The 14,790-nt window shown below is 45.2% G+C and carries 14 protein-coding genes; 4 read left to right on the top strand and 10 right to left on the bottom strand.

Features of this window, described 5'->3' with window-relative positions:
* Positions 1-235: 235 nt before the first annotated feature.
* The 9 genes from BFG52_RS13555 to BFG52_RS13515 all read right to left on the bottom strand — a co-directional run bounded on the left by BFG52_RS13555 (position 236) and on the right by BFG52_RS13515 (position 9,105).
* Positions 236-661 (bottom strand): hypothetical protein, encoded by a 426-nt coding sequence (locus BFG52_RS13555; RefSeq protein WP_067557314.1) that lies wholly within the window; start codon positions 659-661, stop codon positions 236-238.
* Positions 662-902: 241 nt separating this feature from the next.
* Positions 903-1,865, bottom strand: coding sequence for a protein translocase subunit SecF (gene secF / locus BFG52_RS13550; protein ID WP_067557312.1), 963 nt, complete (start codon positions 1,863-1,865; stop codon positions 903-905).
* 9 nt (positions 1,866-1,874) lie between these two features.
* The gene (gene secD / locus BFG52_RS13545; protein ID WP_067557310.1) at positions 1,875-3,773 is read right to left on the bottom strand and encodes a protein translocase subunit SecD; all 1,899 of its coding nucleotides are present in this window, start codon (positions 3,771-3,773) and stop codon (positions 1,875-1,877) included.
* 53 nt (positions 3,774-3,826) lie between these two features.
* Positions 3,827-4,162, bottom strand: coding sequence for a preprotein translocase subunit YajC (gene yajC / locus BFG52_RS13540; protein WP_067557308.1), 336 nt, complete (start codon positions 4,160-4,162; stop codon positions 3,827-3,829).
* Between the two features lie 102 nt (positions 4,163-4,264).
* Positions 4,265-5,392 carry a tRNA guanosine(34) transglycosylase Tgt gene (tgt, locus tag BFG52_RS13535; RefSeq protein WP_067557305.1) on the bottom strand — a complete coding sequence of 376 codons (1,128 nt, stop codon included), beginning with the start codon at positions 5,390-5,392 and terminating at the stop codon, positions 4,265-4,267.
* Between the two features lie 142 nt (positions 5,393-5,534).
* Positions 5,535-7,511, bottom strand: a complete 1,977-nt coding sequence (mnmC, locus tag BFG52_RS13530; RefSeq protein WP_067557302.1) for an FAD-dependent 5-carboxymethylaminomethyl-2-thiouridine(34) oxidoreductase MnmC — start codon at positions 7,509-7,511, stop codon at positions 5,535-5,537.
* 166 nt (positions 7,512-7,677) lie between these two features.
* A complete protein-coding gene (locus BFG52_RS13525) occupies positions 7,678-8,175 on the bottom strand; it encodes a hypothetical protein (protein ID WP_067557299.1) in 498 nt (165 codons plus the stop codon).
* Positions 8,176-8,179: 4 nt separating this feature from the next.
* On the bottom strand, positions 8,180-8,482 hold the full coding sequence (locus tag BFG52_RS13520) for a YciI family protein (protein ID WP_067557296.1): 303 nt from the start codon (positions 8,480-8,482) through the stop codon (positions 8,180-8,182).
* A 5-nt stretch (positions 8,483-8,487) separates the two neighbouring features.
* Complete coding sequence (locus BFG52_RS13515) at positions 8,488-9,105, bottom strand: inner membrane-spanning protein YciB (RefSeq protein WP_067557291.1); 618 nt, start codon at positions 9,103-9,105, stop codon at positions 8,488-8,490.
* Positions 9,106-9,150: 45 nt separating this feature from the next.
* Here BFG52_RS13515 and BFG52_RS13510 point away from each other — a divergent pair, with 45 nt between their 5' ends.
* On the top strand, positions 9,151-10,005 hold the full coding sequence (locus BFG52_RS13510) for a PHP domain-containing protein (protein WP_067557288.1): 855 nt from the start codon (positions 9,151-9,153) through the stop codon (positions 10,003-10,005).
* A 203-nt stretch (positions 10,006-10,208) separates the two neighbouring features.
* Here the strand turns inward: BFG52_RS13510 and BFG52_RS13505 are convergent, their stop codons facing one another.
* On the bottom strand, positions 10,209-11,120 hold the full coding sequence (locus tag BFG52_RS13505; protein ID WP_067557285.1) for a bestrophin family protein: 912 nt from the start codon (positions 11,118-11,120) through the stop codon (positions 10,209-10,211).
* A 260-nt stretch (positions 11,121-11,380) separates the two neighbouring features.
* Between BFG52_RS13505 and coaBC the strand changes: the two genes are divergently transcribed.
* The 3 genes from coaBC (at position 11,381) to BFG52_RS13490 (ending at position 14,563) form a co-directional block, all read left to right on the top strand.
* Positions 11,381-12,646, top strand: a complete 1,266-nt coding sequence (coaBC, locus tag BFG52_RS13500; RefSeq protein ID WP_067557282.1) for a bifunctional phosphopantothenoylcysteine decarboxylase/phosphopantothenate--cysteine ligase CoaBC — start codon at positions 11,381-11,383, stop codon at positions 12,644-12,646.
* A 207-nt stretch (positions 12,647-12,853) separates the two neighbouring features.
* Entirely contained in the window at positions 12,854-13,768 is a 915-nt protein-coding gene (locus tag BFG52_RS13495) for a bifunctional transcriptional activator/DNA repair enzyme AdaA (RefSeq protein ID WP_067557279.1), read from the top strand.
* A 159-nt stretch (positions 13,769-13,927) separates the two neighbouring features.
* A complete protein-coding gene (locus BFG52_RS13490; protein WP_067557276.1) occupies positions 13,928-14,563 on the top strand; it encodes an alpha-ketoglutarate-dependent dioxygenase AlkB family protein in 636 nt (211 codons plus the stop codon).
* Positions 14,564-14,790: the final 227 nt, after the last annotated feature.

Genomic DNA, 14,790 nt, shown 5'->3' with positions numbered 1-14,790 from the left:
CGTATGGACGCTGATTTTGCTGAATGCTGGATTTGATCAAAAACGTGGCGATGGCTGACAGGTTATAGCTTTGCGTGCTGCTTAAAAATAGACTATAGGATGAACTAGAGAGGTTGAGGCAGGTCATAAAAATGGGCGCGTTGAGCACCCATTTTTATGCTGTAGCAATGTCTGATTGTTTAAAAAAACAACACTTAACGCGGGGGGAAGTGGATCATTGCTTGCTCAAATATGCTTATTTTACTTCTTTCACGCTAATAACTTTGTCTTTTTCGATCTCTACCGTCCCTTCATCACCTTTCAGTGAAATGTTTACGCCTTCATCACTTTCTAAGCGCATACCGCTTGCAGTGATCACTTCTTTCAATGCATAGCTTTTACCGCTGTGGTCTTTAAGGGTCGCTGTTTTGAAGTTATCTGTTGTGCTTAAGGTATATTCGCTACCATCTTGCGCTGCAAATTTAAGGTCTTTGTTTTCTTCATTTTCTATTGTAGCTACAGTAGATGCCACGGCAGTTTCTGTTTCAGCGACAACGCTAGCCACTTCTACTGCATTTGAAGCGGTTTGCTGTAGCTCTGCTTCGACATTTTTGTTTTCGGTGTTTTTATCACAGCCTGCTAAGACTGCGCCCATCGCAACTGCAAGAACAAGTTTTTTCATGCTTGACTACCTTATAAAAGTTGAAAAAAATCACATAATATGTCCAGCTATTGTATGAGCTTTTATTTAAAAGCCTAGTTTGCTTAACATTTCTATATATATTCTGTGCAGGACTTATATTGACTCGCCCTCAATATTGCTAAATCTGTCTAATTTTACTGCCCTTTTAGCGCTTTGGCGGTTTAAAAAAACCAGTCGCAATGGACTGGTTTTTAGTAGAAAAAGGAAATTTTTCTAGGCTTTAAGGAATATCATCTTCGAATTCAGGTTTAACCTGTACAACAAAGTCTTGTCGGTTAAGCCCACGCCATAAAGCATATGCTGTGCCGATATAAATCGAAGAATAGGTCCCGACGAAAACACCAACGCACATGGCTACAGAGAACCATTTCAGGCCATCACCGCCCAAGAACATCATGGCTAAAATCACCAAGAGCAAGGTCATTGAGGTGTGAATGGTACGGCGTAAGGTTTCGGTCAAGGCAATATTGACGATCTCTGTTGGGGTTGCTCCGCGAATTTTTCGGAAGTTTTCACGAATACGGTCCGATACCACGATGTTATCGTTGAGTGAGAAACCAATCAGTGCCAATAACGCTGCCAATACGGTGAGATCAAATGGCCACTGCATAAGGGCAAAGATCCCTAAGGTCACCACAACGTCATGGAATAACGAGAGTACCGCACCCATCGCGAGTTTAAACTCAAAGCGAATGGTGACGTACACCAGCATTAACAACAAAGCTAGGGCAACAGCACCGGCAGAACGCACATAGAGTTCATTACCCACTTGACCGCCTACTGCATCTACTTTGTGTACTTTGGCAGGGTTGTTATCGAGCTGTACCGCTTGAGTTAAGGTGCGGTTCAGATCATCAACTTTGAGATCCTCTTGCACAGGCATACGGATAATCAAGTCTTTTTGTGAGCCTAAGGTTTGCACCACCGCATCTTTAAAACCAGCTTTGTCGAGTGCTTTGATGACTTCAGACTGATTGACCGGTTGCTGGTAGTTAAGCTCCGCAGAGATCCCGCCAGTAAAGTCTAAACCGAGGTTAAGACCTTTGGTTGCAATAAAGAAAATACTCGCCAAGGTCAGTAGAATCGAGACAATTGCCGCTGGTTTGGCAATTTTCATGAAGTTGATAATACGTTCGTTATCCGGTCTACTGTACTGTTTTGAGGGTTGAGTCATATCTGTCATAGCGATCTCCTATATGCTCAACTTTTTCAAATTACGCTTTTTACCGTAAATGATTTGTACGATGGCACGGGTTACTGTAATTGCAGTAAACATTGAGCACATAATACCGATCATTAAGGTTACGGCGAAGCCTTTGATTGGACCTGTACCAATTGCAAACAAGATGAATGCAACCAATAGCGTGGTGAGGTTGGAGTCGAAAATGGTATTAAAAGCACGGTCATAACCGGCGATAATCGCCTGCTTGGGCGAGGCTCCCCATTTTAACTCTTCTCGTATTCGCTCACAGATCAGGACGTTGGCATCGACTGCCATACCGATGGTGATTACGATCCCGGCAATACCCGGTAAGGTCAGGGATGCGCCAATCCAAGACATTAAAGTCAAAATCATGGCTAAGTTAATCACCAAGGCGATATCTGCAATCACACCAAATAGACGGAAGAACACTACCATCCAAATGGCAACCAAGATAAAGCCAACTTGGGTCGATAGAATACCTTTGTCAATATTTTCTTGACCAAGACTCGGACCAACCACACGTTCTTCAACGAAGTACATCGGCGCAGCCAGCGCACCGGCACGTAGCATCAATGCCAATTCCGCGGCTTCTTGCGGAGACGATAAACCGGTGATTCTAAACTGTGAACCCAATACCGCTTGAATCGTCGCGGCATTGATTACCACAGATTCAGAGTAGGGGGTGCGTACTTCAGTTTGTTCGCCTGTTGCAGGGTCAGCCACATAGCTCACACGTTGTTTATTTTCGATAAACAACACGGCCATACGCTTGCCGACAGCACGACGTGTGGCATCAGCCATCAATTTACCGCCTGCGCTGTCGAGAGAGATATTTACCTCGGCACCGCCAGTATCTTGACTAAAGCCACTTGAGGCACTTTGTACGCGATCACCTGTCAGAATACGGCTACGTTCCAATAAGATTTTTTGACCGCTTTCTAGGGTGTTATACGCAAAGACTTCAGTACCAGCTGGGACTGTCCCTTGGATTTCACCCGTATAAGGATCAATCACTTGTTCATTTTGGTCTGCGACTAAACGAAACTCTAAGTTAGCGGTACGACCCAAGACACGTTTGGCTTCTGCCGTATCTTGTACCCCGGGTAATTCAACCACAATACGGTTGCTACCTTGGGTTTGTACTAAGGCTTCAGCAACCCCCAACTCATTAATACGGTTACGTAAAGTCGTTAAGTTTTGGCTTAAGGCGTTATTTTCAATCTCTTGTTTGGTTACATCGTTATAGGTCAAGTTAAGTACAGGACCTTCATCGCTCGCCAACGCTTTTAAATTGAATTTATTGCCATCAGCACGAATCACATCCATTGCCGCAGAACGATCGGTATTGTCCGCAAATTGGATGTTTATGCCTTGGTTATTATTGCTTAAGCTATTGAACTTAATTTTATGGGTGCGGAGTAAGCGGCGTAAATCGGTGGCGGAGGTTTCCATGCGTTGAGCAATGGCTTTGTCCATATCCACTTCAAGTAAAAAATGTACCCCACCACGTAAGTCCAAACCGAGTTTCATCGGTTTGGCACCAATTTTTCTCAGCCATTCCGGTGTTGTTGGCGCGAGGTTTAACGCAACCACATAGCCGTCACCGAGTGCTTGGCGCAATATTTCTTGTGCTTTTAATTGAGTGTCAGTTGAATCTAAGCGTAATAACGCAGCATTATTGTTAAAGCTACTATCATGCGCTGTAATCTGGTTTTGCTTTAAGATTTTTTCAGCTTTGACCATTACACTTTGATCAATTTGAGTACCTGCCTTGGCACCAGAGATCTGCACAGCAGGTTCATCCGGGTACAAGCTCGGCAGTGCATATAATGTACTGACGACAAGCACCACCAGTATCAGTATATATTTCCATGCAGGATAACGCATTTGCTTTCTTCTTAAAATGAAAAAAGTCGTGCTCTCACACGACTAATTTATGATTAAAGATTATTAAGGGTGCCTTCAGGAAGTACTGAAATGACACTGGCACGTTGGATTTTGACTTCGTTACCACGGTTCAATTCAACCACAGCATAATCACCTTCAAGTTTGGTGATACGGCCCATTAAGCCACCAGCAAATACCACTTCGCTGCCTACGCCTAGACTTTCAATTAAAGCACGATGCTCTTTGGCACGCTTAGATTGAGGACGCCAAATTAAAAAATAAAAAATTGCAATAAATACTGCAATCATAATCAGGTTACCCATCATTCCAGGGCCCTGAGCTGCAGCAGCAACGGGGTCAGCGTGAGCAGCAGAAATAAATAAGCTCATGGTCATTTCCTAAAGTTAAATCAAGGGAGTCACAGGGTGACATTTCATTCAATTTGTTTTGCAATTTACCTTGTCTTGGCGTTGAGCGCAAACTCTGTTGCATCAATCTTCAGGGCAAGGAGGCACCTCGAGTCCACGTCGTTGGTAGAAGTCTTGAACAAAGGCATCAAAACGATCTTCCTCTAAGGCATCGCGTATATCTTGGGTAAACCGTTGGTAATAACGTAAATTATGAATCGTACCCAACATTGAGCCTAACATCTCACCACATTTTTCCAAGTGAAATAAGTAAGCACGGCTAAAATTTTTACAGGTATAGCAGTCGCAATGTGGGTCCAAAGGCCCTTGATCAAAGCGATAACGGCTATTACGAATACGCACTAAACCATCGCTCACAAAATAATGTCCATTACGGGCATTACGGGTTGGCATCACACAGTCAAACATGTCGACACCACGACGGATTCCTTCAACGATATCTTCGGGCTTACCAACGCCCATCAGATAGCGCGGTTTATCTTCGGGCATTTTATTGGGCAAGAAATCTAATACGCGGAGCATTTCTTCTTTCGGTTCACCGACAGAAAGTCCACCAATGGCATAGCCATCAAAGCCAATCTCCAATAGACCATTTAAAGACTCATCACGTAAGTCTTCATACATGCCACCTTGGATAATGCCAAATAAAGCGTTGGGGTTGTTATTTTCCGTATGGGCCGTTTTACAACGTTTAGCCCAACGCAAAGACAGCTGTAAAGATTGTTGTGCTTGTTGGTGTGTGGCTGGATAAGGGGTACATTCATCAAAGATCATCACGATATCTGAATTGAGAACTTTTTGAATTTCCATAGAAATTTCAGGAGATAAAAAAACTTTCGATCCATCAATCGGAGAGCGGAAGGTCACACCTTCTTCTTTGATTTTGCGCATTGCGCCTAAACTAAAAACTTGGAAGCCCCCTGAGTCAGTCAAAATAGGTTTGTCCCATTTGATAAACTCATGTAAACCGCCATGGGCTTTGATCACATCGAGACCCGGGCGTAAATACAAATGAAAGGTATTGCCTAAAATAATTTGCGCTTGAATTTCTTCAATATCACGAGGCAACATCCCTTTCACTGTGCCGTAGGTACCCACTGGCATAAAGACTGGGGTTTCCACAACGCCATGCTCTAAGGTTAAGCGCCCACGACGTGCGCGCCCAGACTGAGCTAATTTCTCAAACTTCATACGACTTCCAAATCATGGCGAAAAAACAGTTCGCTGATCAATTGCTTAAAAGTCCGCTATTTTCTCTGATTTCGCTTATGAATACTAGCAAAGTTACTTTTTTTAGCAGTTTAGCTGATCCTGTGCTTAGAGCGCTTGGTGATCATTGCTGTTTCGTTTGCTGGGATGTTTCATCTATGTGGGTATGTGCTGCTGGATAATATGCTTTTTTCGGTTTGGGCTTTTTGTGAAAGCGCTGTACCGACAGTTTTGCAAAGAGTTTTTCCGGAATTGGACAGCATTGTTGACACATGATGGCAGCCAAGACCTCACTACAGAGGGGTGCAAAGAGAAAACCCTTAGAACCCAGCCCAGTTAAACAATAAATTTCAGCATTTTCATCGACTTTACCCAAGAGGGGGAAATAGTCAGGGCTTTGTGCGCGCACAGATGCCCGTCCTTGCCAAGTCGATAGTGCTGGCAGTTGCGCTGCAAGCTGGGGGAGTGCCTGCTGTAACAGTTGGGCATTGTGTTGATGATCGCTGAGTAACACCGCATCATCGGCACGGTTGGGGTGGAAGGATGCACCGATAATCATCTGTTGTTGATCAAGTGCCATGGCATAACCGCCATAACTATAGGCGATGTCTAAAGGAAGTATTGGCTTGGTTTGGGCAAAATAACTGACTTGTCCACGGATTGGTTTTAATGCTTTGATCTGAGGGTGTAAGTCTGCACTGTTGATGCTGGCACAAATCACCACTTGATCGACCGTAGCAAGCACTTGGGTCCCTGCCCAGAGGCTCACAGCCTGCGCTGAGGATTGTAGCGCAGTGATTTGCTGGCGCTGCCATTGAATGTGTGGATGTGCCAAAATTTGCTCGGCGAGCTGCTGTGGGGTTACCACACCCGCTTGGCGCAGTTCCAACGCTGGATGTTCGCTATAATCCGGTGCCGTATGTGCGGGATGTTGGTGTAACAGCCCTTGCGGATATTGCTGTACCAAAGCTAAAAGTTGTTCGCTTGCCTGACCGTGTACAGATTTTTGCCCAGTCGGTGGCAGCTGTCTGACGCCAATGGCGCGAAAAGCAGTAAAATTGGCATAGTGCTTTAAGGCATATTGCCATGCCAAAGTCATTAGGTGCTCGGCACTTTGTTCAATCGGACATAGCTTGGGATTGAGCAATGCCAGTGGGTTGCCGGATGCACCGGCCAACGGTGCGCTTTGATCAAAAATTTCAACCTGATGTCCGCGTTGTGCCAAGGCCCAGGCACAGCTCAACCCGGCAATACCCGCACCGATGACCGCAATACGCCGTTGTGCTGGTGTGCTGGTCGGGGCAGTGACTGGTATTGTGGTGGCATTGCGGTTTTCTGTATGGCTTTCAGTTATGGAGGACGGCGACGGATCTGCTGGCCAAATACCCTTGAGCATTTCACGTTTATGCCCAAAGCCACGTGGGCGACTGATTTGAATGCCATGTTGTTTTAGCCCGCGTTTGAGTACACCGGCAACGCTAAACGACGCAAAGCTTGTACCGACGCCAGATAGCCGAATGATGTGATCGAGCACTTGTTGCTGCCACATATCAGGATTACAAGACGGGGCAAAGCCATCCAGAAACCAAGCATGGATTTGCCCAGTTTTGACCATATTGGGAAAAATATCTTGTGCATCACCCAACCATAAGTCCAGTGAAAAGCGTTGTGCTGGAAAATGTAGACGATGACAACCAGCAATGGGCAAGGGATATTGTGCGATCAATTGTGCTGCTAGCGGAGCGAGTTCTGGCCAGGCGGCCAAGGCATGAATCAAATCTTCACGGGTTAAGGGATATTTTTCGACACTGACCGCATGTAAATGACTGCGATTGTTGGGACGGTGCTGCTGCCAGAGTTGCCACAAGGCTAAGATATTTAAACCGGTTCCAAAACCAGTTTCACCGACATTAAAGTATTCACCATCTTGCAATTGGCTGAGGCGTTCTGTGAGGTCGTTGCCCGCCAAAAATACATGGCGAGTTTCGAGCAAGCCATTGTCTTTAGAGAAATAAACATCGCCAAATTGTTTGGAGATAGGAATATCGATACCGTCGACCGTTTGCCATGTTAATTCGGCACATTGAATGGGATGTGACACCTGAACTTACCTAAGCCATTGTGTGTAAAACACGGATGAGAAAAATTTACGTTGTTACCTATAAAGTCTGTCTGAAGGATGCCATGTGATATAAGGGATAGGGACAGAGCGCTATACGCGCAGCTTTATATGCTCTGACCATCCTGATGACGTGGTTTAGCAGTCATTACCACTGGCGACGACGTTTGGTATAAATATAACTGGCGATCAGAAAGCCTAAAATCACCCCAAGCGCTAAAGTCATAGCACCATATAAAAACATTTGTGCACTGCTTTCGCTTTGTAATACCTGTACTTGTACCCCAAGATTGTCATTTTTAAGTTTTAGCTCTTGGTTTTGTGTCAGGGCATCGAGATTGGCTTTTTCTAACTGCTGTAAGCGCGCAGATTGGTCTTTGACCAAAGCCTTGATATTGGCTTCTTGTTGGGTTTTATCGCGTGCCAATTGCTCTGCGGTGGGGGCTTTATTGGGGGGCGTTGCAGCGATGACGTGCGGGCTGCGCGTATTTGCTGTAGTTGCGGTATTGTTATTTGCATTGGCTGTTGTTGAGGGGCTTGCTGTTGTTGGCGGTGTTGCGTTATTTTCATTGGTCGGTGTCACTGCCCAAGCACTGTGGCTCAGGAACAGCAGACTACTCAGTAAACCGCTTGCGATGACGCGCATAAAATTATCCTTGAGGAAATGCTTTATTGAATGGTTTGATATCAATATGGGCATAAACCCCTTCTTGAATAAAGGGTTCATCCTTTAGCCAAAGATCAAGCGCTTCACGGCTTGCAAAGTCTAAAATCAGGGTACTGCCATAAAAACCAGCTTGTGGATTGCTGGGGTCTTTGGGCATTGCACCCGCTGCCAGTACCCGTCCTTCAGCCGCCAATGCCTCTAGGCGAGCTAAATGTTTTGGGCGTACAGCAAGGCGTTTTTCTAGAACGTTTTCATGGTCTTGGCAAGTAATCACAAAGAATGACATGCGACTTATCCTTGATCGGTAGTTTTAAAATGACGGCGTAGACAAAATAGTATAACAGCAAGATAAGTGAGCGATACGATAATGTCACCAAAGGCGGTGAATTCACCCCAATACACGCCGCCTTTATACAGGAAGCCAAAGAAATAATGTAAAGCTGCCAATAAAAAGAACTGTCCGCACCATGCTAGATTTAAACGTTGCCAACCTTTTTGGCTCAGCTCTAACATTGAACCCAATAATTTTTGAATAATCGGCATACGCGCTTTGTTAAATAGTGGCGTCACCAGAAAACCAAAACCAATCCCGATATTTAAAATCACTGCTTTGAGTTTGATATAGGTTACATCGCTAAAGACAAGGGTAATTCCACCAAATATCAATGACATCACCACGATGAACCATTGCATTTTTTCGAGTCTAAATTTTTGTGCAAAAAACAATACGCCATACACCACAAGGGTCGAGATAATCAGTGCACAGGTAGCAACTAAAATATGGTTCTGATCTAAATTACCACTGCTGCCAATCAGCTCGAGTAAGGGATGATGGTTGTCTTTGGGGTCGGTAGTTTTATAAAAATAGAAGAAAATTATAATGGGTAGATAATCAAACAGCGCTTTCATGCTACAGTACAGTTGTGAGTTCGGTGAGATAGCATAATATAATCCATGATTGGTGTCGATTTACATACACACAGCAATATCTCCGATGGGAGTTACACGCCAGCCCAGTTGGTGCAGGCTGCACATGACAAAGGCATACATACCTTAGCTTTGACCGATCATGACAGCATGGACGGGCTGGTTTTAGCACAGCAAGCCGCACAAGATTTTCCTATAAAAATTATTTCAGGTGTAGAAATTTCTAGTCAATGGTCACGCCCAAGTACCCAAAAACAGCATGGGGTGCATATCGTGGCATTGGATATGCAGCAACCTGAACCGCTATTACAGCTCTTGGCACAACAAAAAACCATCCGTGCCGATCGTGCTGTAGAGATTTGTCAGTTATTGGCAAAAATATTAGCGCAAGATTTTTATCCTTTGGTACTAAACAAAGTTGATCAGCATCCAGATCGTATTACCCGCAGTCATATTGCCAGTGTTCTGGTGGAGCAAGGCATAGTCAAACGACCACAGCAAGCTTTTGACCATTATCTTAAAGAAGGTAAAAAAGCCTTTGTGCGCTTTCAGGGCGTTGACTTAGCGACCAGCATTGCCACCATTCATGCCAGTCAGGGCTTTGCCGTGCTGGCACATCCTACACGTTATAATATGTCTGCAACCAATGTACGCTTTATGCTGGAATTGTTTGCCCAGCTGGGTGGCGATGCCGTGGAGTTGCCTGCCAAACATGAGCCACCGGCTACTCGGCAGATGATCGATCGGCTGATCGCACAGCACCAGCTCAAAGTCTCTGTGGGAAGTGATTTTCATGGCGATTATATGCCATGGATTCAGCTGGGCAATGTTCCCACTGCCAAAGCAGAACAGTATGGCATCTGGCAAGACTTTGCCATTTAGCATGTAGTTGGTAGTTGGTAGTTGGTAGTTGGTAGTTGTAGTCGGTCGTCGCGAGGTGGTCTTTAAGCTGCCGTCGTTTAGAAGTATTTTTGGGTAGAAGTATCTTGGGTAGAAGTGCTTTGGGTAGAATCAGCTCTTTTATTGAGAGCTAATTCTTTTTAGAACAGCTTGGTTTAGCGTTGACCCTTTTAGGGCGGGTTGTTTTAGAGTAAATTGTGGTCTTGTGCCAAGATTGGTGGTGGTGTCGGTTTACCCAAGGTGCTTAACAGTTCAATTTCGATGGTACGCACCATGGCATCCAACGGTAGGTCATTGCTTTGTGTGCCAAAAGGTTCTTCAATTTCCGTGCTCAAGGCATCGAGCCCCAAAAAGGTATACGCCAAGATCCCCACCAATAATGGTGTGGCCAGACCAAGTAAGGAACCTAGACTAAAAGGCAACATAAAACAGAAAAAATAAACGGTCCGATTGAGCAGAACAGAATAGGCAAAGGGGAGCGGTGTGGTGGCAATACGGTCACATCCGGTTTGTACCAAGCTTAAATCGGTGACATAACTATTCATTTGCGTATAGATAATATCGCTAATCTCGCCTTCCTTCAGGGCTTGCATCAGCTCCCATTGCATCAGGCTCAAGGTATATTGGGGAGCATTATTTTGTTGATAAAGCTGTGCTAAAGCTTGTGCAGACATGCCACTGGTTTGCCCCAAGGCATCGGGGTTGGCGGTTTGATGACGTAAGCGATCACGAAGTACATTGGCAAAGACAATCACATGCTGAATAATACGTTCGCGGCGCCCTTGCGGCAAGATGCGGCAATCTCGGTCAAAGTGTCGTGCTGTAGCAATGAGCGATCCCCATAACCGCCGTGCTTCCCACCAGCGATCATAGCAGGCACTATTTTTAAAACCTAAAAAGATTGATAGCACCACCCCAATCAGGGTAAAGCCCACTAAGGGTAATTCTGGAAAACGATAGAGGTCAATATATTCAATCCCACCGACAATGGCGGAGATCAACATCACCACGCCCAGCGGCGGAAGAACTTTGGGCAATATGGTGCCACGCCATGACAGCAAGGTTTTTAGGGTGTTGTGTTGTTCTTGAATAATCATGTGATGCTGAACATACTATTTTTGCAGATATTGTCGTGATCTGAGGGCTTTGTCAATGTGCATACGCCGCCATGATGACCCGTGCTAGAGCATGGGTACTATTTTACGAAAAATTGTTTTACGAATTTACGAAAAATAGTTTTACCAAAAATTGTCAGTCGAAGCTAAGTTTTGTTGTGATTTTTCACTGGCTAAGCACTTGGGATCGGCAATATTTAGTGCTATTGTGAGCGCCACTGTCGTCTATAGGTGATTTGCTCGTGAGTTTTGATCTCAGCGTGATGTCTAGCAAAAATATTATTGTCGCCGTTACTGGAGGAATTGCCGCCTATAAAAGTGCAATTCTGGTTCGACGTCTTAAAGATTATGGCTTTAATGTGCGTGTGGTGATGACCCAAGGTGCGCAAGCTTTTATTACACCGCTTACTTTTCAGGCATTGTCTGGCAATACGGTGCATACCGAACTCTTAGACACCGAAGCAGAGTCAGGCATGGGGCACATTGAACTGGCACGCTGGGCTGATTTAATCTTAGTCGCGCCTGCTAGCTGTGACACGATGGCTAAATTTGCTGCGGGTTTGGCGGATGATCTCTTGAGTACCTTATATCTGGCTAGCAAAGCACCGGTGTGGGTTGCACCTGCGATGAATCAACAAATGTGGGCTGCCAAAGCAACACAACGTAATCTCAATACCTTGGTCGATGACGGGGTGCATGTGATTATGCCCAATGCTGGTTCACAGGCTTGTGGTGATACTGGGCTCGGGCGTATGCCAGAACCTGAAGCTCTAGCAGCACAAGTACAACAGTATTTTCATCAAGCGCAACGTGCCATTGCGGAAAAATTTGGCCTGTTGGCTGGTAAGCGGGTGGTGATTACCGCTGGACCGACCCGAGAAGCCATTGATCCTGTACGTTATATTTCTAACCACAGTACCGGAAAAATGGGCTTTGCCATTGCCGCGGCTTGCTATGCAGCGGGCGCGCAAGTGACCTTGTTGGCTGGTCCTGTGAGTTTGGATACCCCCAATGGTGTTGAACGCATTAACGTCAGTTCAGCCATACAAATGTTAGAGCAAAGCTTGGCGCTGCTCGATCAGGGCTGTGATATTTTTATCGCAACCGCAGCGGTTGCAGACTATCGGGTGGCACAGGTTGCTGAGCATAAGATCAAAAAAGCCGGTGATGAACTAGATGTTTCATTGGTAAAAAACCCCGATATCGTCGCCACCATTGCCCAGCAACAGCAACGTCCTTTTATGGTGGGATTTGCCGCTGAAACACGCAATATTGAAGAATATGCAACGGGTAAATTGCTGGTAAAAAAACTCGATATGATTGCCTGTAATGATGTCTCCCGCAGTGATATTGGCTTTGCTTCCGATCAAAATGCCATGACGGTGTTTTTTGCGCAGCAATATAAACTGGCACGTCGTGAGCTAGAAAAAGCCCCGAAACAAGAAATTGCTCAGCAGTTGGTCGAAGCCATCCATGACGCTTTGCAACATCATAAGACCCCGGTTTAAGTCTAAAGCGTAGTGTTCCGTCTAAAGTCTAAAGAAAGCAAAGTGGCGAGCCATTTCTTGGTATTGGGCTCGCTTCAATTCGGGTGAAACAACCATGATAAACATAAAAATAACGCAGCACAGTGCGCAAGATTTGGATTTCGTATTGTCTTGAGACTTGCTAAGCTGAGTGCATTGCTTCTGGCATTCTTGGGAGTTTGCTCGCCAATGTCTTTATCTTCTCGTTATCAACGCATTGCTGCGGCAATTTGCTATATACAACAACATTATCTCGAACAACCCAGCTTAGAGCAGATCGCAGCGCATGTGCATTTAAGCCCGCCACATTTGCAGCGAATTTTTACCGATTGGGCGGGTATTAGCCCGAAAAAATTTGTGCAATATTTAAGCCTGCAGCATGCCAAGACTTTATTACAACAGGCTCCCAATCGCTCAATCTTAAGCACCAGTCTGGCAACAGGCTTATCTAGTAGTAGTCGTTTACATGATTTGTTTGTACAGATCGAGGGTATGACGCCTGCTGAATATAAAAATGGCGGCCAACAGTTACAGATCGACTATAGTGTGCATGACAGTATATTTGGCGATTTGTTATTGGCTTCTACCGCCAAAGGCATATGCCATATGGCATTTTTAGACCAGCCGCATGTAGAAAAGTCGCATGACCAAGATGCGGTTGCATCGGCTATTTTATTGCAGCAGTTTCCACAGGCGCAGTTGCGACCATGTTATAGCGCATCGCAGCAGCCTGTGGTGGCATTGTTTTGCCAAGATCGCCAGCTGATACAAGATCATCAGCAATGGGCAAAGATCAAATTGCATTTAAAAGCCAGTGCTTTTCAGATCAAGGTCTGGGAGAGTTTATTGCGTATTCCCATGGGGCAGCTATGTCGTTATGCCGATATCGCACAGGCGATTGGGCAACCCAAAGCCAGTCGTGCGGTCGGGCATGCCATTGGGCAAAATCCAGTAGCATGGTTGATTCCATGTCATCGTGTTATTCAAGCCAGTGGACATTTCGGTCAATACCGTTGGGGAGCAACACGTAAACAAGCCCTCATTGCTTGGGAAAGTGCGCAAGCGCTATCATCGACACAATCAACAGCAGCGTTATCGACCTAAGCACGATTGCTACATGCAGGTATATGCATGAACGTAAGCTCAGCATGATGAGTAGATGCATGTAGATGCATGATCGGTATCAGCATGATCGATGCAAGAATGCTGATCTGTTCCAGCACCGTCATAACCTCAACACTCAACATAAGAAGAGGGCAGTTTATGCCACATACATTAGATTTATTTGCTGACAGCACAACGGTGATTGGCAATGCCGCTGATAATTATTTGCCTTGTGATGGTGAAGTATATTATTACGGCAAAATTCTAACCGCATCTACAGCGGCACAGTATTTACAATGTTTATTACAACAGATCGCTTGGCAACATGATCGCGCGGTGATTTATGGGCGTGAGCATATTACCGCTCGGCAAGTGGCGTGGTATGGCGATCAAGCATTTTCCTATCGTTATTCGGGTACCGAAAAAGTTGCCTTGGCATGGATAACGCCGTTATTAGAATTGAAGCAATTGGTAGAACAACAGTGTCAGAGCCAATTTAATGCTTGTTTACTCAATCTGTATGCCAATGGTAGTCAGGGGATGGCATGGCACCGTGATGCTGAAACACAGCTACAAGCTGGGGCAGCAATAGCCAGTCTTAGCTTGGGGGCAGAACGTAAATTTTCTTTTAAACATCGCTTGAGTCAGCAAAAAGTTGATCTGTATCTGGAAAATGGCAGCCTATTGCTGATGGCTGGTGCAACACAGCAACACTGGTTGCATCGTTTGCCTCCCAGTCAAAAAATTAGCCAACCACGATTGAGCCTAACTTTTCGCTGCATGCGGCTCGATTGAGATAGGGCTGGCTCAACAAAAATGATCAGCTTGCCCGATGCTTGTAGCGCTTTTATTGCAATATCTTTAAATAAATTACAAGATTATTGAATGAAATGCTACGCAAAGAAAACGTGAAATTAGATGTAATCAAAGGGTAAATTTGCTACATTAATCCGCCTCAGTGCAAAAGAGCAGGTCATGATTTTGAGATTTTTTGGTATCAATTGGGCGTTAAACCCTTGTAC

It is taken from the genome of Acinetobacter larvae (genome assembly GCF_001704115.1).
GTDB classification, from domain to species: domain Bacteria; phylum Pseudomonadota; class Gammaproteobacteria; order Pseudomonadales; family Moraxellaceae; genus Acinetobacter; species Acinetobacter larvae.
The sequence above is the reverse complement of the archived record's forward strand: the minus strand, read 5'-3'. Positions and strand labels throughout refer to the sequence as shown.

Coding starts and splice junctions, on each gene's coding strand:
- BFG52_RS13490 (WP_067557276.1), top strand. CDS start 13,928: ATGCCACATACATTAGATTTATTTGCTGACAGCACAACGGTGATTGGC.
- BFG52_RS13525 (WP_067557299.1), bottom strand. CDS start 8,175: ATGCGCGTCATCGCAAGCGGTTTACTGAGTAGTCTGCTGTTCCTGAGC.
- BFG52_RS13555 (WP_067557314.1), bottom strand. CDS start 661: ATGAAAAAACTTGTTCTTGCAGTTGCGATGGGCGCAGTCTTAGCAGGC.
- BFG52_RS13515 (WP_067557291.1), bottom strand. CDS start 9,105: ATGAAAGCGCTGTTTGATTATCTACCCATTATAATTTTCTTCTATTTT.
- BFG52_RS13520 (WP_067557296.1), bottom strand. CDS start 8,482: ATGTCATTCTTTGTGATTACTTGCCAAGACCATGAAAACGTTCTAGAA.
- secD (WP_067557310.1), bottom strand. CDS start 3,773: ATGCGTTATCCTGCATGGAAATATATACTGATACTGGTGGTGCTTGTC.
- BFG52_RS13510 (WP_067557288.1), top strand. CDS start 9,151: ATGATTGGTGTCGATTTACATACACACAGCAATATCTCCGATGGGAGT.
- secF (WP_067557312.1), bottom strand. CDS start 1,865: ATGACAGATATGACTCAACCCTCAAAACAGTACAGTAGACCGGATAAC.
- tgt (WP_067557305.1), bottom strand. CDS start 5,392: ATGAAGTTTGAGAAATTAGCTCAGTCTGGGCGCGCACGTCGTGGGCGC.
- yajC (WP_067557308.1), bottom strand. CDS start 4,162: ATGAGCTTATTTATTTCTGCTGCTCACGCTGACCCCGTTGCTGCTGCA.
- BFG52_RS13505 (WP_067557285.1), bottom strand. CDS start 11,120: ATGATTATTCAAGAACAACACAACACCCTAAAAACCTTGCTGTCATGG.
- BFG52_RS13495 (WP_067557279.1), top strand. CDS start 12,854: ATGTCTTTATCTTCTCGTTATCAACGCATTGCTGCGGCAATTTGCTAT.